Below are 22190 nucleotides of genomic sequence, written 5' to 3' on the forward strand. Positions count from 1 at the left end.
GGGGCGCAACCTGATCGGCATGACACGAACCCGAATCGCGCTGACCCTGACCACGCTGGGCCTCACCGGCCTGCTCGCGCTCACGGCCTGCGGGGGCGGCGCCGGCAGCACGGGGGCCTCCTCGGCGACCATCGCCGACGTCGCCGGGGAGGCGTACGCGCTACAGGCGGTCGGCCTGGAGACCGGCCTGGAGACCGGGCTGGAGGCCGAGCCGGCGGCGCCGGCCTCGGCCGGACCGGGCGAGGACAAGGGGCGCCGGCACCCGGGCGCCCGCCGGTTCCTGCGGAAGAACACCCTGCACGGCGAGCTGACGGTCCAGGGCAAGGACGGCGTGCGGACGGTCGTCGTGCAGCGGGGCACCGTCACCGCCGTCGACGGCGACACCGTGAGCGTCAAGTCGTCCGACGGCTTCGCCCTGACCTGGACGTTCGGCGACAAGCTGCGGGTCGTGCAGGACCGCAAGGCCGTCGAGACCGCGGCGATCAAGACCGGCGCGGAGGTCGGCGTGGCCGGCCGCAAGGACGGCGACAAGAACGTCGCCCGCCTCATCGCGGTCAAGTAGGAGACACCCCCGATGAGAAGGGCCCGCGCTCTTGGACGAGCACGGGCCCTTCCACCGCCCCCTCGAAGAAAGTCCGTCGGGCTACTGGAGGATCGCGCCCATCGGTGACAACAGCAGCTTGCCGAACGACTCGGCGGTGCTGTCCAGCCGGTTCCGTTCCCGGCCCAGCGCCTGGAGGTCGTGGCGGACCGCCCAGAGCCGCTGCGCGTTACGCCAGGCCACGTTGCGGGTGTACTCGATCAGCTCGCCCTGCCACCAGTCGTCCAGGTCGCCGTTCATCATGTCGATGATCAGCTGCCACTTCTCCAGCATGCCGCGGCGCAGGCCCGGGATGGACTCGGCGAAGATGTCGTTGATCTGCAGGTAGTCGTGGTGCTGCTCGCTGTCGTCGACCGGATCCGAGCCCAGGTGGTCGAACGTCGTCACCAGCGCGAACGGCAGGTCGTAGTTGATGTGGGCGTTCACGCCGGCGGCCGCCGACGGCAGCGGCCGGGCGTCCGGCCCCGGAATGCGGTGGAACAGCACGGCCCAGGCGCGCGGGCAGCCGCTGCTCGCGTCCGACCACTGGCGCAGGGCGTCGAAGTAGCGGGCGGCGAACTCGACGTCCAGCCGGGCCAGGAACGCCGGATCGGCGAACCGGCCGGCGTACAGGCGCTCGAGCACGTTCGTCGTGATGGTCAGGTACAGCTTGTTGAAGTCGGCGAGCGGGTTGCTGGCCAGCAGCGGCGGCACCCGCAGCAGCACGTCCTGAAGCTTCGTGAGCTGGTCGACCACGGCCGGCACGTCGTCGGGGTGCCCGGCCAGCACGGCGGCCATTTCCCGTTGGACGGGGCCCCAGACGGAGTCGACGGTCATAGCGGTCCTCCACACACGAAACTTCCCGGCGGAGGCCCTCCAGCACCGCCCGGCGTTGCCGGGCGCCGGGCGGTGCTCCCCCGAACGAGAGCCAGCCTTCCATCGACGACGTACGGGGGGATCGGTAGAACGACGTATTCCGGGTACGCGGATAACGAAACGGTCACGCCGCCCGTAGGTAGACCCGGCTGGCCTGCACCCGGGTGCGGACCTGGAGCTTGTCGAAGATGTGCCCGACGTGGACGCCGACCGTGCGCTCGCTGATGAACAGCGCCTGGCCGATCTCCCGGTTGGTCAGCCCCTCGGCGACCGCCGCCAGCACCTCGCGCTCGCGGTCGGTGAGCATGCCCAGCTCGTCGTCGGGGTCCGGGCCCGGCGGCGGGTGCGGCACGGTGTCCTCGTCGCCGGTCAGGGCCACCCGGGCCCGGGTCGCCACCGTGGTTATCTCGGCCGCGAACGGCCGGGCGCCCATCGCGCGCGCGGTCGCGTACGCCTCGCGGAGCGCCGCCGTTGCCGCCGCCCGCGCCCGCGCGGACCGGCTCGGGCGGCGCGCGAACGACGCCTCGGCCTGCCGCAGCCGCGAATATGCCGCCGGGTAGGGCTGCTTGCGCCGGTCCCAGGACGTCGCCGCCCGGGCCCACAGGTCGGGGTCGTTGCGCTCGTCTATCCGGCTCTGCTCGGCCGCGCACAGGTCCAGGTAGCCGTCGACGACGGCGCGGACCGCCGGCGCCGCGCTGCCCGCGCCCCGGCCCAGCCGTTCCACAACGACCTGCAACCGCCGGACCGCGCCCGGGTCGACCGGCACCTCGCCGCCGGCCTGCGCCTCGGCCTCGGCGCGCAGCCCGTGCCAGGCCAGCACGCCGAGCAGCACCAGGTCGTCGGAGCGGGTCTCGGTCAGGCCGCGCTGCACGGCCGCCCGCGCGTCGGCGTGCCGGCCCTGCCACATGGCGAGCCCGGCGCGCAGCGTCAGCATCGGCATCACGTGCCGGGCGCCCCCGCCGGCCAGGATGGTGGCGACGGCGTCCAGGTCGCGGTCCGCCTGCTCGACGTCGCCGAAACCGACCCAGAGGCGGCACCGGGAGAGCAGCAGCTCGACCGCGTCCGCGCCGGACGGTCGGTGGCTCATCGCTGTCTCGAGCACCCGCTCGGCCTCGGCCCAGTCGCCGACCCGGAAAAGCCCGTTCGCGGCGATCGCCAGCAGCCGGGCCTGGTAGGTGCGGCCCAGGCCGATCTCGGCCAGCTTCGCGGCGCCCCGGCGCGCGACGAGCACGCCCTCCTCGACGCTGTTCAGCGGCCCGGTGAGCAGCTCGGCCAGGTGCAGGTAGGCGCAGCCGACGTCGTCCGGGTGCCCCGAGCGCTCGGCGATCTCCACCGCCTGCCGGATCACCGCGAGCCCGGCGTCGGGGTCCTCGCGGAAGGCCAGGCTGAAGCCGAGCGCCGCGCTGGCGCGTACCAGGTCCGCGGTCGAGCCGTCGGCGCGTTCGGCCAGCTCGAGGGCCTCACGGGCGCGGACACCGGCGTCGGCGTAGCGGCCCAGGTGCAGCAGCAGCTCGGCCAGGTTCGCCGCCGCGCTTGCCTTCTCCTTCTGCGTGCACGCCTGCGTTGCGAGCGCCCGTTCGTACTCGATCTCGGCGGTGGCCGACCGACCGGCCGCCGCCAGGTAGCGGGCCCGGCGCAGGTGGATCTCGCACTCGCCGGGGCCGTCCGAGCGTGTGGCCAGCTCCTCGATGCGGGTCAGGGCACGCTGGTGCTCGCCGCAGCGGTGCGCGGCCTCGGCGGCGTGCGCCAGCAGCTCGGTGCGCTGCGGCGCGTCGTCGCCGGTCAGCTCGAGGGAGAGGGTCCACTGGCGGTGCGACTCGGCGTAGCCGTACATCCGCTCGGCGTCGTGTGCGGCGGCGATGACCGACGGCAGCGCGCGTTCGGGCTCGCCCGCCTGCCGCCAGTGGTGTGCCAGCCGGGCGTGGTCCGGCCCGCCCGGCGCGGCCTCCAGCGCCTCCGCGTAGCGGCGGTGCCGGGCCGCGCTCTCGGCCGGCAGCACCTCGTGCTCGAGGACCTCGGCGACGACCCGGTGGCGCAGCCGGTAGCCGTCGTTGGCGCTGGTCACGAAGCGGTGCGCGACCGCGGCCCGGACCGCCTCGATCAGCTCGGACTCGGGCAGCGGCAGCACCCGGGCGAGCAGGGCGTGCTCGACCGGCTCGACGCCGGCCGCGACCGCGTGCACCACCTCGTGCGCGTGCGGGGGCAGCTCGTCGACGCGGGAGAGGAAGATCTCGCGCAGCGTGTCGGAGAGCTCGACCCGGCCGTCGCGCAGGTCGCGGGCCAGCTCCTCGACGACGAACGGGTTGCCGCCGCTGCGCTTGAAGACCCGCTCGGTGTCCTCGGCCGCGACGTCCGTCCCGGCGATCGCGGCCACCAGCTCACCGGTCGCGTCGCGGTCGAGCGGGGCCAGGTCCAGCACGCGTACGGAGCGCAGCCGGCGCAGCTCGGCCAGCACCCGGCGTAGCGGATGCGACCCGTGCAACGACTCGGCCCGGACCGCGGCCAGCACCGACAGGTTGAGCTCGCCGAGGCCGGCCAGTAGGTAGAGCAGCAGCTGACGGGTGCTGCGGTCGGCCCATTGCAGGTCGTCGAGGACCAGCAGGAGCCGGCGGCCCTGCGCGAGCGAGCGCAGCTGCTGGGAGACCCGTTCGAGCAGGGCGCCCGCACCGTCCTGGGCGCCCGCGTCGGCCGGCCCGGGCTCGGTGTGCACGCCGGCGCGCCGCAGCGCCTGGAGGACCGGGTGCAGGGGTGAGGCGTCGCCGATGTCCAGGCAGGTGCCGGAGAGCACGGCGATGCCGGCCTCGCGCAGCGCGTCCGCGGTCTCCCGGAGCAGGCGGCTCTTGCCGACGCCGCTCTCGCCGGTGACGAACACCGCCGAGGTGCCGCCGGGCCCCGCGTCCAGCAGATCCGTGCGGACCGCGGCCAACGTGCCGGTACGTCCGACAAGTGGCGCGTCGTCCCCCTCACTGGCCATGCGTGGCAGCCTAGTGCCCATTCCGGTAGCAGGTTCTCGTCGGTTCGGACGGTTCTGCGTCACAAATTCGACCGTCAGGTGGCTGTCACAGATACGTCATTTTGCAGATCCGCCGCTCGCACCGGAATGGCACCGTTCTCCTCGCCAAGGCGGCGAAGGAGCGTGGGCATGAACAGAACGGCGACCGGCATACGCTGCCGGCGACAGGCTGTGACGGTGCTTTTCGTCGACATCGTCGGTTTCACCAGCATCGTCGACGAGCTGGACTGCGCGGACGTACGGGATCTTCAGGTCGATTACTTCGCGACGGTCTCCGCCGCGGTGCGCTCCGCCGGCGGAGTCGTGGAGAAGTTCATCGGGGACGCGGTGATGGCGGTGTTCGGCGCGCTCGGCCCGGACGCCGGCACACCGGACGGGGTCGCCTGCGCGGCGGCGAGCGCGGTGCGTGCGGGCCTGCGGGTCCAGGAGGCGCTGCGGGGGCGCCTCATGGCCGGCCGGTTCCCGGTGCGGACCCGGGTCGGGCTGGCCACCGGCGACGCCATCGTCGACCTGGACGAGACCCGCGACGGCGGCTACGGCATGATCAGCGGCAGTGTGGTGAGCACGGCGTCCCGGTTGCAGGCGTACGCGCCGCACGACACGGTTGTGGTCTGCGCCACGACCCGCGACGTCACCGACGCCGCGGTGGCCTACCAGGAGATGCCGCCGGTGTCCGTGGCCGGCAAGGCGGCGCCGGTGGAGCTCTGGCGGGCGCTGCATCCGCAGATCCCGGCCGCCGGGCGCGCGCTACAGGCGTGCGGCTGACAATCCTTCAGCGCGCTCGGCGCGCGCCGATAGAGCAGCCGTGGGTGTCTCGCCATCGCTGCCGGCAGAGCCGGAGCAGATCCAGTTCGAGCCCGGCGATGCCGCCGGGCTCGAGGTGCTGGGCGAGATCGGCCGTGGCGCGCAGGCCGTCGTGCACCGGGTCCGCTACCGCGGCCGCGAGTACGCCCTGCGGCTGCTGCGCAGCGACGCCGCACAGCACCCCGAGCAGGCACAGGAGTTCCGCCGGCAGAGCGCCCTGCTCGCCGCCATCGTGAGCCCTGGGCTGCCCCGCGTGCACAAGGTCGGCATGGCCGGCGGGCGCCCCTACGCGGTGATGGAGCTGATCGAGGGCGACACGCTCGCCGCCCGGCTGGTCCGGGGCCCGATCCGCGAGCGCGCCGCCGTGCAGATCGCCGCCGACATCGCCGCCGCCCTGCGCGCGGCGCACGAGTACGACCTCGTGCACCGCGACGTCAAGCCGGAGAACATCATCGTCACGCCGCAGGGCGCGGCCCGGCTCGTCGACTTCGGCCTGGTCACCCGCGCCTCCGACGCCCCCGGCGGCCTCACCGGGCCCACGGACCCGATCGCCGGCACGCTCACCTACTCCGCACCGGAGCAGGCCGGCATGCTGAACCGGCCGGTGGACGCCCGCTCCGACCTGTACGCGCTGGGCGCGGTGCTGTTCGAGTGCGTCACCGGCGCGCCGCCGTTCGCCGCCTCCGACGTCGGCGAGCTGCTGCACCTGCACGCGACCGCGTCCGTGCCGGACCCCCGCGCCCTGGCGCCGGGCCTGAGCGCGTCGTTCGCCGCGGTGATCGTCCGGCTGCTCGCCAAGGACCCGGACGACCGTTACCAGGGCGCCCGCGGGCTGCTCGCCGACCTGCGCCGGCTCGCCCTCGAACCGGACGCGATCTTCCCGCTGGCACTGAACGACGGGCCGACAGTCATCGGCGAGGCGCCGCTGACCGGCCGCGACGCCGAGCTCGGTACCCTGCGCGCGCGCTGGGCCGACGCGGTGGCGGGCCGCGGCGGCATCGCGGTGCTGCACGGCCCGGCCGGGTCCGGCAAGACCCGCCTCGCCGCCGAGCTCGGCGCGGCCGTCACCGCCGCCGGCGGCATCCTGCTGCGCGGCAGCGCCACGCCGAGCGAACGCCGGCCGATGGCGCCGATCCGGGCGGCGGTCGACGAGTACGTGCGCGGCCTGCTGGGCGAGCCCGGCGGCCGGGCCGCCGCCGCCACCCTGCTGCGCTCCGCGGCCGGGCAGGGCGCCGCCCTGGTCACCAGCCTGTCCCCGGTGCTTGCCGAACTGCTCGGCGTGCCGGAGGTCGCCGGCGAAATCGGCCTGGAGCGGCACTCGGCCGCCGTCGCCGACCTGCTCACCGGCGTGGCCCGGGGCGCCGGCCCGGTGCTGCTCTTCCTCGACGACGTCCGCTGGTACGACGACGGCACGGTCCGGGTGCTCGAACAGCTCGCGACGGACCTGTCCGGCGTGCCGCTGCTGGTGCTCGCCACCGCCCGCGACGACGAGGCCGCGCCCGAGGTCGCGGCCACCCTGGCCCGCCTCGGCCCGGCCCGCGACACCGACGTGACGCTGCAGGCCCTGCCCGCCGAGGACGTCGGCACCCTCATCGAGTCGCTCTCCGGCGGCAACCGGATCGACGCCGACAGCGCCGAGATGATCGCCATGCTCACCGGCGGGAACCCGTTCGTCACCCTGGCGTACGCCAAGGCCGTGATGGACGCGGGGCTGCTCCTACCGGATTGGGGCGTGTGGCAGATCGACGCGGCCGGCATCCGCGACCTGGCGCTGCCCGCCGACTCGGCGCAGCTCGTGCTGCGCCGGATGGGCGAACTCGACCAGGAGAGCCGCCGCCTGCTGCGGGTGGCCGGCGTCGTCGGCACCTCGTTCGCGCCCGGCCTGGTGGCCGATGTCGCGGGCGCCGACCGCCGGCGCGTGCTCGACGTGCTCTCCGACGCGGTCCGCCGCGGGCTCGTCGAGCACCGCGACGGAGTGCACCGCTTCCTGCACGACAGCATCCGCATCGCGCTGCTGGACGGCATTCCGGACGACGAGATGCGCGCCCTGCACCAGCGGATCGCCGACGTGCTGGACGGCACGCCGGACGCCGACGTCTACGCACTCGCCCGGCACTGCGCGCTGGGCGACCCGAGCCACGACCCGGACCGGATGGTGCGCGCCGGTCACGCGGCCGGCGCCCGCGCGCTCGCCGAGCACGCGCCGGACACGGCCCTGATCTACCTCGACTACGCCGCCGAGGCCGCCGAGGCGGCCGGCATCGCCCTGGGCAGCGCGTTCCTCCAGCTGCTCGGGACCGCGTACCACCAGAACGGCCGCTTCGACGAGGCGATCGCCACGTTCACCGCCGCGCTGGAGAAGTCGACCGACCCCACCGAGCGGGCGCACGTACACCTGATGCTCGCCCGGGTGCACGAGAGCAACTGGGGCGGCGCCGAACAGCTGAGCGCCGTCGAGGAGGGCCTGGCCGAGCTCGGCCGGCCGCTGCCCGCCAACCCGGTGCTGTCCGCCCTGACCAGCTTCTGGCTGCTGATCATCGGCTGCCTGATCCGGGTCACCCGGCTGGGCTACGGCACGGCGAAGGGCGCGTACCGCGAGCGCCTGCGGCTCCAGTCGACGCTCTACCACTACGGCGCCTCCGGCAGCGTGCGGACCATGCGGCCGCTGCGGTCCCTGCTCTACGGCATGCGGATGATGCACCCGATCAGCCGGCTCGGCCGCTCTCCCGAGCGGGCCCGCGACCTGGTCGCGCTGACCCTCGCGCTGCGCATGCTCGGCCTGCGCAAGACCTCCGACCGGATCACCGCGAACGCACTCGGTCTGGCGCACGAGCTCGGCGACCCCACGCTTGTCGCCCGGATCGACTGGATGACCGGAATCTCCTTCCACGGCAGCGGCGCCGACTCCGGCGAGCGGATCGGGCAGGTCCTGGCCGAGCGCGAGCGCTTCCTCGACGTCGGGCTGATCCTGGACTGCTACACCGTGCTGGGCTGGGACTGGGTGCTGCGCGGCGAGGTGGGCGTCGCGGAGGCCGCGCGTCCCGGCCGGCAGCGCTGCCTGGACGCCGGCGGGCACGCCGACCGCAGCGCCGTCGTGGCCGTCGACGCGGGCCTGCTGGCGCTGCGCGGACGGGCCGGCGAGGCGCTCGCGGCGCTGGCCCGCGCCGACAACCGGCCCAAGGGCATCCACGAGGTCATCCACACCGTCACCGCCCGGCTGCTCGCCGCCATCGAGCGCGACGATCTCGGTGCCGCCTTCGACGACGCCGTCGCCGAGTTCGACACGTTCGGGGTGCGCCCCATCGACCTGCTCCCGGCGCAGCAGGGCTACTACGTCTGCCTCGCGTACGGCCGGCTGGAGCAGGCCCGCCGGGCCGCGCCGGAGGACCGTGAGGCCGCCCTGGAGACGGCCCGCGCCGCGGTCGCCAGCCTCGGCAAGATCACCCGCCGCCCGATCGTCGCCGCACACCACCAGATCGCCCGGGCCGCCCTGCTCGCGCTCGACCCCGAGCGCGGCGACGCCGCGCTCGACCTGCTCGCCACGGCGGAGCCGCTGCTGCGCCGGGTGGACGCGCCGCTGCCGGCCTTCGAGGCCGCCCTGGTACGCGCCCGCGCGCTCACCGCGACCGGCAGCACCGGCGAGGCCGAGCGGCAGGCGCGGATGGCCGCGGGCATCGCCGAGGCGCAGGGCTGGCCGCACCGCGCGCGGAAGGTCGCCACCGAGTTCGGGCTCGACACCGGGCGCCGCAACCGCGTGCCCGTACAGGCCGCGCGGGGCCGGGCCGGGCAGCGCTGGGCCGCGCTCGAGCAGCTCAGCCTCGCGGCGTCGCGGCTCAGCGACCCGGAGCGGCTGACCCGGGTCGCGCTGGACGAGACCACCCGGCTGCTCGGCGCCGAGCGCGCCATCCTGTTCCTGATGGACGCCGAGACGCAGGTGCTCGCGCCGTACGTCGGGCGGGACGCCGCCGGCCGGGACCTGGACGAGCTCACCGGCTACAGCGCCACCGTCGTCGACCGGGTCCGGCACAGCCGCGAGCCGCTCGTGGTCACCGGCACCGAGGAGGGTGCGGCGCTGGGCGCGCAGAGCGTGGTCCAGTTCGGCCTGCGCAGCATCCTGGTCGCGCCGCTCGAGCTGGACGACCGCCTGCTCGGCGTCGTCTACCTGGACAGCCGGGTCGCCAAGGGCGTCTTCAACGTCGACGACGCCGACGTGCTCACCGCGATCACCCACCACATCGCCGTCGGCCTGGAGACGGCCCGCGCCGCACAGCTCGAGGTCGCGGTGGCCGCCGCCAACCGCCAGCGCGACATCGCCGAGACGTTGCGCCGGGCGATGGCCCGGCTCACCGGAACGCTCGACCCGGAGCTGGTGCTGCGCCGGCTGCTGCTCACCGCGCGGCAGACGCCCGGCGCCAACCGCGGCTGGCTGATCCTCGGCACCTCGGCCTCGGCCGAGGTCACCGTGCACGGCGGGCCGGTACCGCTGACCCTGACCCTCGCCGACCACCCGGAGCTGCGGGCGCTGCTGGAGCACCGGCAGGCCGATATGCTTTCGGGCACGCCGCCGTGGGCCGGCTCCCTGGACGACTCGACCGGGCAGAGCTGGCTCGCGGTCACCCTCGACGACCGCAACGGCGCGGTCGGCGTGCTGGTGCTCGCCTCCGACCGTCCGGGTGCCTACGCGGCCGCGGACCTCGGCGTGGCGGCCGCGCTGGTCGGCCAGGGCATGGTCGCCTACGACAACGCGCGCCTGTTCAGCCGGGTCAACGAGCTGGCCACCACGGACAGCCTCACGGGCGTGGCGAACCGGCGGCGGTTCTTCGAACTCGCCGAGCGATCGCTGACCGTCGCCCGGGCCAAGGACGGTCCGGTGACCGCCCTGATGGTCGACATCGACCACTTCAAGCGGATCAACGACGCGTACGGGCACCAGACCGGCGACGACGTGATCAAGGGTGTCGTCGGCCGGCTGCTCGTCGGGCTGCCGACGGAGGGCCTGGTCGCCCGGTACGGCGGCGAGGAGTTCGCGGTCCTGCTGCCCGGCATCGACACCTCCGGCCCCGACCTGGCGGAGGAGCTGCGCGCGGTGGTCGGCGGCTCGCCGATCGACACCAGGTCCGGTCCGATCCCGGTCACGATCAGCATCGGGCTGGCCCGCCTGCGCACCGAGGACGCGACCCCCGACACGCTGCTGGGCCGGGCCGACGCCGGGCTGTACGAGGCCAAGCAGGCCGGCCGTAACCGTGTCGTGGCTCACGACCAGTAGGATTCATCCCTTTCGTCGCTGTTATGTCATGACGCTCACTGTCGGCCTCACCCAGACTCGTCGTAGGTGCCCGGTAGGCTCGCCGCGTCGTTGACAGCCGCCATCGCCGGGAGTAGTGCTTCGTGACTGCGCAACCAGAGATCCTCTACGGGGCTGACGACCTCACGCACCTCGAAGGACTCGACGCTGTCCGCAAGCGCCCGGGCATGTACATCGGATCCACCGACAGCCGTGGCGTCAATCACCTCGCCAACGAGATCATCGACAACGCCACCGACGAGGGCGTCGGCGGCCACGCCGAGCACGTCGCGGTCATCCTGCACGCCGACGGCTCGGTCCAGGTCGACGACGACGGGCGCGGCATCCCCACCGACATCAACGCCAAGTCCGGCCTCAACGGCGTCGAGCTGGTCCTGACCCGGCTGCACGCGGGCGGCAAGTTCGGCGGCTCCGGCTACAAGACCTCGGGCGGCCTGCACGGCGTCGGCGCCTCGGCGGTCAACGCGCTGTCGCTGCGCTTCGACGTGACCGTCAAGCGCGACGGCAAGGTGCACGAGCTCTCCTTCCGCCGCGGCGTGCCCGGCGTCTTCGCAGGCCCCGGGCCCGAGGCGGCCTTCGTGCCCGAGTCCGGCCTGCGCGTGGTCCGCCGGATGAAGCGCGGCGAGCGCGCCGGCACCTCGATCCGCTACTGGTACGACGCCCGCTACTTCGAGGCCGGCGCGCGCCTGGACGTCGACATCGTCAAGGCCAAGCTGCGCAACACGGCCTTCCTGGTGCCCGGCGTGGCCTACGTGCTGCGCGACGAGACCGGCGAGGAGCCGGTCGAGGAGAAGTTCCACTACCCGCACGGCCTCACCGACATGGTGGAGTTCCTCACCCCGTCGGGTGAAAAGCCGGTCTCCGGGATTCTGATGATCACCGGCGAGGGCACCTACAAGGAGAACGCCGCCGACGCCAACGGCGTCATGCAGTCCAACGTCGTCCGCCACGCGCAGGTCGAGATCGCGTTCCGCTGGGGCACCGGCTACGACCGCACGGTCGAGTGCTTCACCAACACCATCCGCAACGTGCACGGCGGCACCCACCGCAAGGGCTTCGAGCGGGCCCTGGTCCGCGCCCTGACCGACGCGATCCGCAACGCCCGCGGCCTGCTCAAGCCCAAGGAGGACCCGCCGGTCCTCGACGACCTGCTCGAGGGCATGACCGCGGTCATCCACGTGCGGGTGCCCGAGCCGCAGTTCACCTCGCAGACCAAGGACGAGCTCTCCACCGCCGGGGTGACCCGGGTGCTGCAGACCCTGGTCGAGCAGCACATCAAGGGCTGGATCGACGATCGGCGCACCAAGACCGAGGCCCGCACGGTCCTGCAGAAGGTCGTCGACGCGGCCCGGGTGCGCCTGACCCAGAAGCAGCAGAAGGACGCGGCCCGCCGCAAGACCGCGCTCGAGGGCGCCTCGATGCCGCCCAAGCTTGTCGACTGCCGCTCCACCGGCATCGGCCGCAGCGAGCTCTACATCGTCGAGGGCGACAGCGCGCTCGGCACCGCCCGGATGGCCCGCAGCTCGGAATACCAGGCCCTGCTGCCGATCCGAGGCAAGATCCTCAACGTGCAGAAGGCGAGCCTCCAGCAGGTCCTCGACAACGTCGAGTGCTCGGCCATCGTGCAGGTGCTCGGCGCGGGCTCCGGCCGCACCTTCGACATGAGCACGATGCGATACGGCCGAGTCATGATCATGGCGGACGCGGACGTCGACGGCTCGCACATCCGCACGCTGCTGATCACGCTCTTCGCCAAGTACATGCGCCCGGTGATCGAGGGTGGCCGGCTGTTCGCCGCCATGCCCCCGCTGCACAAGGTCGCCACCAAGGGCCGCAACGCCGAGACCGTCTACACCTACACGCAGCAGGAGATGGAGCGGACCGTCGGCCGGCTCGAACAGGCCGGCAAGTCCGTGGTCAAGCCGGTGCCCCGGTTCAAGGGCCTCGGCGAGATGGACGCCGACGAGTTGTGGGACACGACGATGAACCCGGCGACCCGCACCGTGCGGCGCATCACCATCGACGACGCCGAGCAGGCCGAGGCCACGCTCGAACTGCTGATGGGCGAGCGGGTCGAACCGCGCAGGAACTGGTTGATCGAGGCCGCCGGCCGCATCGACCACGAGACGATCGACGCCTGAGGGGCTGTTAAGACATGGCACGCCGCAAGAACGAACAGTCCCGGGTGGACCTGTCGGCCTTCGACCAGGCCGGCGCCAGGGTCATCGACAACTCGCTCACCACCGAGGTCGAGGACTCCTACCTGGAGTACGCGTACTCGGTCATCCACTCCCGCGCCCTGCCGGACGCGCGCGACGGGCTCAAGCCCGTGCACCGTCGCATCCTCTGGTCGATGCAGGAGCAGGGCCACCGCCCCGACCGCCCCTACGTGAAGTCGGCCCGCGTCGTCGGCGATGTTATGGGCAAGTACCACCCGCACGGTGACCTTGCGATCTACGACGCGATGGTTCGCCTGGCGCAGGGCTTCTCGCTGAACGCGCCGCTGATCGACGGGCACGGCAACTTCGGCTCGCCCGACGACGGGCCGGCCGCCTCGCGATACACCGAGGCCCGGATGTCGCGCGAGGCGATGCTGCTGGTCGGCGAGCTCGGCGAGGGCACCGTCGACTTCAAGCCCAACTACGACGGCTCCGAGCAGGAGCCGCGGGTGCTGCCCGCGGCCTTCCCCAACCTGCTGGTCAACGGCACGTCCGGCATCGCCGTCGGCATGGCGACCAACATGATCCCGCACAACCTCGGCGAGATCGTCGCGGCGGCCCGGCACCTGATCACGGATCCCGAGGCCGACCTCGACGCGCTCATGCGCTTCGTGCCCGGCCCCGACCTGCCCACCGCCGGCCAGCTGCTCGGCCTCGACGAGGTGCGCCGGGCATACGAGACCGGCCGCGGCGTGGTGCGGATGCGGGCCCGCGCGCAGACCGGCCCGCTGGAGGGCGGCCGCGGCCGCCAGGCGATCACCGTGGTCGAGCTGCCCTACGGCGTGGGCACCGAGAAGATCATCGAGGCGATCACCGACGAGGTGAAGGGCAAGCTCATCACCTCCGGCCCGCGCAAGGGCCAGCGCCAGCCGGCCCGGCTGCAGGGCATCGCCGACGTCAAGGACCTCACCGACCGCGAGCACGGCATCCGCCTGGTCATCGAGTGCAAGGTCGGCGTCAACCCGCAGGCCCTGCTCGCCGACCTCTACCGGCTGACCCCGCTGGAGTCGTCGTTCGGCATCAACAACCTGGTGCTTGTCGACGGGCAGCCGCGGACGCTGGGCCTCAAGGCGCTGCTCGAGGTGTTCCTGGCGCACCGCTACGAGGTGGTGACCCGGCGCACCACGCATCGGCGTACCAAGCGGCAGGACCGGCTGCACCTGGTCGACGGCCTGCTCATCGCGCTCATCGACATCGACCGGGTGGTGGCGATCATCCGCGGCAGCGACGACGCCGCGGCCGCCAAGGTCGGCCTGATGAGCGAGTTCGGCCTCACCGACATCCAGGCGACGTACATCCTGGACACCCCGCTGCGCCGGCTCACCCGCTTCGACCGCATCGAGCTGGAGACGGAGCAGGAGCGCCTGCGCGCCGAGATCGCCGAGCTCAGCCGCATCCTCGACAACGACGACGTGCTCAAGCAGGTCGTCTCCGACGAGCTCGCGGCGGTGGCGGCGGAGTTCGGCGGACCGCGCCGCACGACGCTCATCGACGGCGACCTCAAGGAGGTCCTCGCGGCCTCGGTTCCGGCCGGGCCGCTGGAGGTCGCGGACGACCCGTGCCAGGTCATCCTCTCCGCGACCGGGCTGATCGCCCGCACCGCGGCGGAGAGCGAGGAGACGATCGAGGCGCGCCGCCGCAGTGGCCGGGTGAAGCACGACGCGGTCCGCGCCGTGGTGCACTCGACCGCCCGCGGCCGGGTGCTGCTGGTGACCAGCGCCGGCCGGGCGTTCAAGACGGACGTGCTGCCGCTGCCGGTGCTGCCGGAGCAGTCGGGCACGGTGTCGGTGCGCGGCGGCATGTCGGCCTCGGAGCTGATCCCGCTGGCGCCGGGTGAGCGGGTGGTCGGCCTGGCCCCACTCGGCACCGACGGCTCGCCGGGCCTGGCGATGGGCACCCGGCTGGGCGTGGTCAAGGTCTGCTCGCCGGAGTGGCCGGTCCGCTCGGACGAGTTCGAGGTCATCACCCTCAAGGACGGCGACGAGGTGCTCGGCGCGGGCTGGCTGACCGACGGCGCGGAATCGCTGGCCTTCGTCTCCTCGGACGCCTCGATGCTGCGCTTCCCCGCGAAACTGGTCCGCCCGCAGGGCCTCAAGGGCGGCGGCATGGCGGGCATGAACCTGGCGGCGGAAGCCGAGGTGGTCTCGTTCAACGTGGTGGACACGACGGACCCGCAGCACGGCGACCCGATGGTGGTGACCTCCACCGGCACCCAGGTCAAGGTGACCCCGTTCGCGTCCTACCCGGCGAAGGGCCGGGCCACCGGCGGCGTCCGGGTCCAGCGCTTCCTCAAGGGCGAGTCCCGCCTCGAACTGGCCTGGGTGGGCACCCGCCCGGTCGGCGCGAGCAGGAACGGCGACCCGGTGGAGCTTCCGGACCCGGACGGCCGCCGCGACGGTTCCGGCGAGGCCGTCCTGATGGGCCCGCAGATCATCGGCCACCTGATCGAACGAGGCTGACCGCGACGGGAGGGGCAGAGCACCTGCCCCTCTCAAGATCATTAAGTAAGGTCTTGCGTCATGACCGAACCCTCGCCCGTCGTCCCGGCGCGGCAACCGACCCCGCGCTTCCCGCTCCGGAGACCAAGGACTGGACCTGGGTGCTCGACAAGCCGTGCGGGTTCTGCGGCTTCGACAGCCGGGACCTCGCCGCGGCGGACCTGGCCACGACCATCGCGGGCCTCGCGCCCCAGTGGCGGCAGGTCCTCACCCGCGCCGACGTCGCCGAGCGCCCCGAACCGGCGATCTGGTCCCCGCTGGAGTACGCCTGCCACGTCCGCGACGTGTTCGCCGTCTTCGGCGAGCGCGCCGAACTGATCCTCGCCGACGACGACGCCCGCTTCGCCGACTGGGACGGCGACGCCGCCGCGCTGGCCGACCGCTACTGGGAGCAGGACCCGTCGACGGTCGCGGACGAACTGGCGGCGCGATGCCGGCATGTCGCGGCGGTGTTCGCGGCGGCGCCCGAGCAGACCTGGGGCCGCCGCGGCGTGCGCTCGAACGGATCGGTCTTCACCTTCGAGTCGCTGGGCCGCTACCTGCTTCACGACGTGGAGCACCACCTGGCGGACGTGACCGGCCCGCCGGCTCGCACGGCCGACAAAGCCTGACGACACACCGCCTCAGCCGGGAAACGGCAGCGCGGGCGCCTTTGTCGCGGGCCTAGGCGGTCGGCCGCCTCGCGGTTGGTCGGTTGAGTCTGGCGACTTGCGGGTTCAGGTGCGGAACGGCTTGGCGGGCGGTTTGGCTGCGGTTCGGGTGGTCGGCTGCCGCGCGGTTGGGTTTGTCTGGCCGGTTGAGTCTGGCGACATGCGGGCTCAGGCTGGGAGCAGCTTGGCCGGCGGTCCGGTCGTGGGCCTGGACGATCGGCAACCCGCGACCGGGGGATGCCAGGCCTTCACCGATCCAGGTGTTGAGAGCTGGTCCGGAAGCACGACCGGCCTGTGAGTTCTACTGGCCGCCGTGGCGTCCGACTGGCGCGGCGGAGCATTCCTCGGCGCCGCCGGGACGCCGGTCCAGGTTGCCGAGGTTGCGCCGCCGCGCCGGGCGATCCGCTGGATCCGGTCGGCTACCGCGACCGTCGGCCGCGGTGGGTGGCGGTGGTTCGGGTCGGCGGGGAGTGCGTGGTGGGTGTCGTCATCGTGCCGGGGCCGGGCCGCGTGCCGGTAGTGCGGGGCTGAGGCGGCCAGGCGGCAGGTTGCGTCCGCAGAGGACCAGCAACAGGTCCTGCGCGGCGCCTCGGACCGGGGTGCCGGTGCCGTAGGTCCAGTCGAGGTCGGTCGCGTGCAGGGCGATGCCGTCGAGGTCCACGCCGAAGAACGCGATGTTCCTCCGGCTGAGTCCGGCCAGCACCAGGGCGATCCGCTCCGGCGGTACCCGCCGATCCAGGCCGAGGCCGACCGTGATGTCGAGGCCGTGGATGACGTCGTGCGAGAGCGCGCCGCGGACGCCGCCGCCCGGTGGCGTCCATGGGTGGTCGATGTTGTCGCGCAGCGCGGCCAGCAACTCACGGTCCGAGAGCCGGGCGGCGTCGCGGCGTGCGCAGCGGTCCGCCATGCGGTTGACGTCTCCCCGGGCCCGCGCCAGCTCCAGCACGGTCCGGCCCAATGACGTCCGGAACGGCATGGTGGTGTGGGCGACGACCTCGCGGACCCGCCAGCCCTCGCACAGGGTCGGCGCGTCCCACTGTTCCGGTCGCAGGCCGGCGAGCAGTTCGGCCTGCTCGCGGCGTTCCGCGGCCACCGCTTCGCGAAGTTCTCTGTTCTGGTTCATGGGAGGTATACGCCGCGCGCGCCGGAAACTCATCGGGTAGCCGGTCACCAGATCGGGCGCACGCGGCCGGGGGTGCCCAGCCGGGCGAGGTCGGCGCGTAGTGCCGCCAGGCGCTCGGGTCCCAGGGCGGCCGCCCACGGGCGCAGCAGCTCGGTCGCCGCCTCGTCGGCCGCGCGGGTGCAGGCCCAGCCCTTCGGGGTCAGCACGACGAGCCGCGCGCGGGCGTCGTCCGGGTGCGGGCGGCGCGTCACGTAGCCCTTGGTCACCAGCTCCTCGATCATCTGGCTGGCTGCCTGCTTCGTCACGTTCAGGTGCTCGGCGAGCTGCCCGACCGTCGCGCCGTCGCCGGAGAGGCGCACGAACGCGAAGCCGTGCGCCGGGCGCAGGTCGTCGAAGCCGCGGGCCCGCACGCCGGCGTCGATGCCGTCCACCAGCGCGCGGGCGGCGCTGAGCAGCAGCACCGGAAGGTCGAGGAGGTCACGTTCCACGAAAGGAGTTTGACAGCTTGGTCAAGCTGCTGGACTATTTCGTCAAGCAGCTTGACTACCTTCCCGAAGGGATCGACATGCCAGTCGTCCGCGAGCACGACGCCGTCGCGCACCAGCTGCACGGCGCCACCTTCAACTCCTTCGTCGCGCCCTCGTCCGGCAGCACCGAGCTCTGCGCCTGGCGGCTCGAGGTGGCCGCCGGCACGACCGGGGTGCCGCACCGGGTGAGCCGCGAGGAGGTGCTTCTCATCATGTCCGGCGAGGTCACCGTGTCCATCGACGGCGTCGTCAGCGCGTTGCGGCCCGGCGAGGTCGCGTTCGTGCCGGCGGGCGCGATGTTCGGTCTCGACAACGCCTCCGGCGTCCCGGCCACCGCCTGGGTCACCACTAGCGTCGGACTCGAGGCCACCCTCCCCGACGGCTCCTCGATCAGCCCGCCCTGGGTGCGCTGACGCCCACCTCGGGCGAGTGGCTGAGGTCGGGTCAGCCTGGGGATACCGCGTAGGAGCCCTTGCCGTCGCGTTTTACCGCGTACATCGCGTGGTCGGCCTCGCGGAGCAGGGCCTCGCCGTCGGGGAGGTGGCCCGCCGGGCCGGGGCGGGCGAAGGCGATGCCGACGCTGGCGCCCACCCGCGCCGCGCCGCCGTCGACCGGGACCGGTGCCTCGATCTCGCGGACGATGCGGGCCGCGATCTCGAGGGCGTCGTCGCCGGGCAGGGACGACAGCAGTACCGCGAATTCGTCGCCGCCGATGCGGGACACCGTGTCCGAACTCCTGACGCAGGCACGCATCCGGTCGGCGATCACCTTCAGCAGGTGGTCGCCGGCCGCGTGGCCGTGTGCGTCGTTTACCAGCTTGAAGTCGTCCAGGTCGATCAGCATGACCACCGCCGGTGCGCCGGCGGCGAGCGCCGCGTCCAGCCGGTGCGAGTACAGCTGGCGGTTGGGCAGGCCGGTGAGGCCGTCGTGGAAGGCCTGGTGTTGCAGCCGGGCCGCGAGGGTCTCGCGCTGATCGAGCGAGCAGTGCAGCTTGGCGAGCAGTTGCGCGTTCTCGTGGAACGCGTCCAGCTGGCGCAGCACCACAAGCAGCGTGCTGATCGCCGCGCCGGTCAGCGCGATCGGGACGGTGGCCGCCTCGTTGCGCCAGATCGCCACGGTCAGCAGGCCGTAGGTGACCACGATCGCGCCGTACGGGAGCAGGCTGTAAGGCCGGCGCACCCGCGGGCCGTCGAGCGCCAGGGGGTTGCGGGCGAGCTGCATCTGGGTGACGCGCGCCGCGATCGTCAGTCCCGCGTTCGCGGCGATCGTCATGGCCAGGAACCAGTGCAGCCGCCGGGGGTCAAGCCCGTCGCAGATGAGCAGGTCCGCGCCCGCCTTGATCGCCGCGGCCGTGGTGCCGATGACGGCGCAGGCGCGGGTGAACAGCGCCGTGCCCGACATCGTCAGCTTGGCGACGGCGAAGACGCACAGCAGCAGGATCACCGGGCCGGTCAGGACCGGGGCCGCGGCGCTCAGCAGGTCGGCGGGGCGGTCGGGCGCCACCAGGTACCAGCCGACGACGACGGCCGCGACCATCACCGTGGCGACGTCCAGCCAGAAGCGCAGGCGCGCGCGGCGGGTGGCGAGGCCCAGCGGGGAGGCGAGCAGGGCGAGCAGCAGCCAGGCGCTGCCGGCCGACAGGGTCGCGGTCCGGATCGTTCCGCCGGTCGCGGCGCTGGGCAGGCCGGGCTGGGTGGCCGCCAGCACCACCTGGGCCAGGTCGCCGGCGAGGTAGGCGATCGCGCCGACCAGCACGGCGCGCCAGAAGCGCAGGATCGGCGCGGGCAGGCCGGGTGTGCGGGTGAACGACCGGGTGATCCAGATCAGGCAGGCGTGCATCGAGGCGATGAAGACCCAGGCCGTGACGACCTGGACGGTGCGGCTCGACGGGCCGGTCGCGTACCAGACGGCCAGGCCGGCGGTGGCGGCGATCAGGGCGAGCAGCAGCCGGTCGGAGCTCAGCGCGCGGAGCCTCTGGCGCATCACGTCCGCCTGAATCCGGCCGGCCGGCCGGGCGCGGGACACGCGCCTGTTCGGCAGGGTGCCGCCGCTCTCAGACGAACGGCGGCACCTGCGTGGGACGACACAGCGCCGGGCACCCAGTCAGGCTAGGCGCAATATCTACGCCGATCTACTTCGAAGGCTCCGGAACATCGCAGGTAATTTTCGGGTTGACGCCCAGCCAGTTGAGTGGGCCGGCGACGACGGTGACGATTACCGTGCCGGCTTCCGCGCAGCCGGCGTCGCCGCTGTCGTTGAAATAGCCGCGCTCGAACGCGGCGACTACGCCGAGGACGAGCCAGATGGCGACGATGACGCCGCCGATTGATCCTGCGCGCATCGGGGGGCTCCTAGGTCGTTGGGGACTGCGCGCCGGATTACCCCGAAACCGTCGATCATTAAACCGCCGTGCGGACCGCCTGGAGCGTGTAGGTGTGCGGCAGCCGCTCGGGACGGTCGGTGAGCTGCCATTCGTCGTTGCCGACCCGGCGCATGTGGCCGCGCAGCGCCTCCCACGGCACGGAGTCGTGCTCGACGAGCCCGGTCACCGACATCCCGGCGTCGATCAGCGCGGTGACTATCTCGCCGAGGCCGTGGTTCCACTCGTGGGTGGTGTTGTGGGTGAACTCGGCGTCGGTCTCGACGTAGGTGCCGCCCTCGTTCCAGACCAGCGGCTCGGCCTGCTCGAAGTACGGGTATTCGAGGGTCAGCGCCCCGCCCTCGGGCAGCGGGTCGGACAGCGCCCACAGAACCGGATGGCCCTCCCGGATGAACAGCCGGCCGCCGGGGCGCAGCAGCTCCGCCACGACCCGCGCCCAGCGGCGGATGTCGGGCAGCCAGCAGAGTGCGCCGATTCCGGTGTAGACCAGGTCGAAGCCGCCGCCGCCGAGCTTGCCGGCGGCGTCGTAGACGTCCGACTCGACGAACTCGACCGGATTGCCCGCCAGCCGGGAGAGCCGCCGCGCCTCCGCGAGCGAGGCGGGTGAGAAGTCGACGCCGGTCATCGTCGCGCCGAGGCGGGCCAGCGACACCGTGTCGGTGCCGATGTGGCATTGCAGGTGTACGCCGCGCAGGCCGCTGATGTCGCCGAGCAGCGGCAGGTCGAAGCGGACCACGTCGCTGAGGTGTGCGGGGTCGTCGGCGAAGTCGTTCACCCGGTAGTCGGCGGAGGCGGCGTGTGCCGGTGCCCGATCGTCCCAACTTGCCCGGTTGAGTGCGCGATAGTCGGTCACGGCGCGACGGTATCGCGCCCGGCTGGATCCGCGCTGTGGTTTCCCGGCCGCCCGTGTCACATGATGTCAGGGTCATGGCGGCTGGATGTGAAGGCGGTAACGGTTTGGAGACCAGGCGTACGACGGTGCGGGATGTCCGCCGCGCGAACCGGGCCAGCCTGCTCACGGACCTGTTCCACGGCGGCCGGCAGAGCCGCCAGCAACTCGGCGAGACGACCGCACTGAGCCAGGCGAGCGTGAGCAACCTGATCGGCGAGATGATCGACGAGGGCCTGGTCGAGGAGGCCGGCCTGGTCGGTTCGGACGGCGGCCGGCCGCGCGCGCTGCTGCGCGTGGCGCCCGGTCACGGCTACGTGGTCGGCGCCGACGTCGGCGAGACCCGGGTCCTGGTCGAGCTCTACGACCTGGCGATGTCCCGGCTCGCGATGGCGCAGTACCCGCTCGACGACGGCTCGGACCCCGCGGCGGCGGTGGCGCTGCTGCTCGATGGCCTGGCGGCGGTCGTCAAGGAGGCCGGCGTCCGGTGCGGGGAGGTGCTCGGATTCGGGGTGGGCGTTGCCGGCGTCGTCGACCAGTCCGGCGGCTCGCCGGTCGTCCATTCGCAGACCACCGGCTGGGACGCGGTGCCGCTGGGCGAGTTGCTGCGCGCGGGTACCGATGTGCCGGTCTTCGTGGAGAACGGTGCGAAGGCCGTCGGCCAGGCGGAGATGTGGTTCGGCGCGGGCCGGGGCGCGCGGCACGCGGTGATAGTGCTTGTCGGCGCCGGGGTCGGCGCGGCGGTCGTCCTGGACGGGCGCAGCTACCGCGGCGCGTTCAGCAACGCGGGGGAGTGGGGGCACACCACGCTCGTCTACGACGGTGACCTGTGCCGGTGCGGCGCGCGGGGCTGCCTGGAGGCGTACATCGGGTCGGCGAAGGTGATCGCCCGGATCGCGGCGGCGACCGGGCAGGAGCCGGAGCCCGGGCTGCTGACCAGGATGCTGGCGGCCGGCGGCGCCCTGGAGGGCCCGGCGGCAGAGATCATGGCGGAGACCGTCGGCTATCTGGGCGCGGGCATCGCGGGGCTGATCAATCTCTTCTCCCCGGAGCGCATCGTGCTGGGCGGCCCGGCGGGCTTGGCGCTGGGAGAGCGCTTTCTTCCCGACATTCGGGCTGCTGCCGCACGAAACGCCCTGAAGCAGCCGTACTCGCGTACCCGAATCGATCTCTGTCAGCTCGGGCCCGACGCCGTCGCGATGGGCGCGGCGACGCTGCCGATCGCGCGGCTGCTCGCCGACGGCGGCCTGCCGCCGGCGTCGGACGTCTCGGCACCGCCGTCGCGTGCCGCCCATCGGCGGTCGCTGGCCCGGGGCCGCGGCTGAG

General features: G+C 73.2%; 15 protein-coding genes. 8 read left to right on the forward strand and 7 right to left on the reverse strand.

Features of this window, described 5'->3' with window-relative positions:
* The first annotated feature begins 19 nt into the window (after positions 1–19).
* Positions 20–562 (forward strand): hypothetical protein, encoded by a 543-nt coding sequence (locus tag BJ971_RS07965; RefSeq protein WP_184991206.1) that lies wholly within the window; start codon positions 20–22, stop codon positions 560–562.
* A gap of 81 nt (positions 563–643) precedes the next feature.
* On the opposite strand, the gene BJ971_RS07970 is transcribed toward BJ971_RS07965, so the two are convergent.
* Together BJ971_RS07970 and BJ971_RS07975 are read right to left on the reverse strand one after the other, a co-directional pair.
* A complete protein-coding gene (locus tag BJ971_RS07970; RefSeq protein ID WP_184991208.1) occupies positions 644–1417 on the reverse strand; it encodes a DUF5995 family protein in 774 nt (257 codons plus the stop codon).
* 163 nt (positions 1418–1580) lie between these two features.
* The gene (locus tag BJ971_RS07975; RefSeq protein ID WP_184991210.1) at positions 1581–4430 is read right to left on the reverse strand and encodes a helix-turn-helix transcriptional regulator; all 2850 of its coding nucleotides are present in this window, start codon (positions 4428–4430) and stop codon (positions 1581–1583) included.
* A gap of 168 nt (positions 4431–4598) precedes the next feature.
* Between BJ971_RS07975 and BJ971_RS07980 the strand changes: the two genes are divergently transcribed.
* The 5 genes from BJ971_RS07980 to BJ971_RS08000 all read left to right on the forward strand — a co-directional run bounded on the left by BJ971_RS07980 (position 4599) and on the right by BJ971_RS08000 (position 15906).
* Positions 4599–5234, forward strand: a complete 636-nt coding sequence (locus BJ971_RS07980; RefSeq protein WP_184991212.1) for an adenylate/guanylate cyclase domain-containing protein — start codon at positions 4599–4601, stop codon at positions 5232–5234.
* 40 nt (positions 5235–5274) lie between these two features.
* On the forward strand, positions 5275–10539 hold the full coding sequence (locus BJ971_RS07985) for a diguanylate cyclase (RefSeq protein ID WP_184991214.1): 5265 nt from the start codon (positions 5275–5277) through the stop codon (positions 10537–10539).
* 122 nt (positions 10540–10661) lie between these two features.
* Positions 10662–12719 (forward strand): DNA gyrase/topoisomerase IV subunit B, encoded by a 2058-nt coding sequence (locus BJ971_RS07990; protein WP_184991216.1) that lies wholly within the window; start codon positions 10662–10664, stop codon positions 12717–12719.
* A 14-nt stretch (positions 12720–12733) separates the two neighbouring features.
* Positions 12734–15256 carry a DNA gyrase/topoisomerase IV subunit A gene (locus BJ971_RS07995; RefSeq protein ID WP_184991218.1) on the forward strand — a complete coding sequence of 841 codons (2523 nt, stop codon included), beginning with the start codon at positions 12734–12736 and terminating at the stop codon, positions 15254–15256.
* Positions 15257–15309: 53 nt separating this feature from the next.
* A complete protein-coding gene (locus BJ971_RS08000; protein WP_184991220.1) occupies positions 15310–15906 on the forward strand; it encodes a DinB family protein in 597 nt (198 codons plus the stop codon).
* A 526-nt stretch (positions 15907–16432) separates the two neighbouring features.
* Here BJ971_RS08000 and BJ971_RS08005 read toward each other — a convergent pair.
* Both BJ971_RS08005 and BJ971_RS08010 read right to left on the reverse strand, forming a co-directional pair.
* Entirely contained in the window at positions 16433–17068 is a 636-nt protein-coding gene (locus BJ971_RS08005) for a maleylpyruvate isomerase family mycothiol-dependent enzyme (protein WP_184991222.1), read from the reverse strand.
* A 44-nt stretch (positions 17069–17112) separates the two neighbouring features.
* A complete protein-coding gene (locus BJ971_RS08010; protein WP_239087317.1) occupies positions 17113–17556 on the reverse strand; it encodes a MarR family winged helix-turn-helix transcriptional regulator in 444 nt (147 codons plus the stop codon).
* Positions 17557–17573: 17 nt separating this feature from the next.
* Here BJ971_RS08010 and BJ971_RS08015 point away from each other — a divergent pair, with 17 nt between their 5' ends.
* Positions 17574–18008: a cupin domain-containing protein gene (locus tag BJ971_RS08015; protein WP_239087318.1), complete on the forward strand. Its 435-nt coding sequence runs from the start codon at positions 17574–17576 to the stop codon at positions 18006–18008.
* A 31-nt stretch (positions 18009–18039) separates the two neighbouring features.
* Here the strand turns inward: BJ971_RS08015 and BJ971_RS08020 are convergent, their stop codons facing one another.
* From BJ971_RS08020 to BJ971_RS08030, 3 genes are all read right to left on the reverse strand, one after another.
* Positions 18040–19578, reverse strand: a complete 1539-nt coding sequence (locus tag BJ971_RS08020) for a GGDEF domain-containing protein (RefSeq protein WP_184991224.1) — start codon at positions 19576–19578, stop codon at positions 18040–18042.
* A gap of 148 nt (positions 19579–19726) precedes the next feature.
* On the reverse strand, positions 19727–19936 hold the full coding sequence (locus tag BJ971_RS08025) for a hypothetical protein (RefSeq protein WP_184991226.1): 210 nt from the start codon (positions 19934–19936) through the stop codon (positions 19727–19729).
* A gap of 58 nt (positions 19937–19994) precedes the next feature.
* The gene (locus BJ971_RS08030) at positions 19995–20828 is read right to left on the reverse strand and encodes a class I SAM-dependent methyltransferase (protein ID WP_184991228.1); all 834 of its coding nucleotides are present in this window, start codon (positions 20826–20828) and stop codon (positions 19995–19997) included.
* A gap of 104 nt (positions 20829–20932) precedes the next feature.
* Here BJ971_RS08030 and BJ971_RS08035 point away from each other — a divergent pair, with 104 nt between their 5' ends.
* Complete coding sequence (locus tag BJ971_RS08035; RefSeq protein WP_184991230.1) at positions 20933–22189, forward strand: ROK family protein; 1257 nt, start codon at positions 20933–20935, stop codon at positions 22187–22189.
* Position 22190 lies beyond the last annotated feature (1 nt).

It is taken from the genome of Amorphoplanes digitatis (assembly GCF_014205335.1).
In the GTDB taxonomy this organism is placed as follows: Bacteria; Actinomycetota; Actinomycetes; order Mycobacteriales; family Micromonosporaceae; genus Actinoplanes; species Actinoplanes digitatus.

Excerpts from the sequence above, each read along its gene's own strand:
- BJ971_RS07975 (WP_184991210.1), bottom strand. The coding sequence starts at position 4,430 with ATGGCCAGTGAGGGGGACGACGCGCCACTTGTCGGACGTACCGGCACG.
- BJ971_RS07970 (WP_184991208.1), bottom strand. The coding sequence starts at position 1,417 with ATGACCGTCGACTCCGTCTGGGGCCCCGTCCAACGGGAAATGGCCGCC.
- BJ971_RS08025 (WP_184991226.1), bottom strand. The coding sequence starts at position 19,936 with ATGCGCGCAGGATCAATCGGCGGCGTCATCGTCGCCATCTGGCTCGTC.
- BJ971_RS07995 (WP_184991218.1), top strand. The coding sequence starts at position 12,734 with ATGGCACGCCGCAAGAACGAACAGTCCCGGGTGGACCTGTCGGCCTTC.
- BJ971_RS07965 (WP_184991206.1), top strand. The coding sequence starts at position 20 with ATGACACGAACCCGAATCGCGCTGACCCTGACCACGCTGGGCCTCACC.
- BJ971_RS08020 (WP_184991224.1), bottom strand. The coding sequence starts at position 19,578 with ATGCGCCAGAGGCTCCGCGCGCTGAGCTCCGACCGGCTGCTGCTCGCC.
- BJ971_RS07980 (WP_184991212.1), top strand. The coding sequence starts at position 4,599 with ATGAACAGAACGGCGACCGGCATACGCTGCCGGCGACAGGCTGTGACG.
- BJ971_RS08005 (WP_184991222.1), bottom strand. The coding sequence starts at position 17,068 with ATGAACCAGAACAGAGAACTTCGCGAAGCGGTGGCCGCGGAACGCCGC.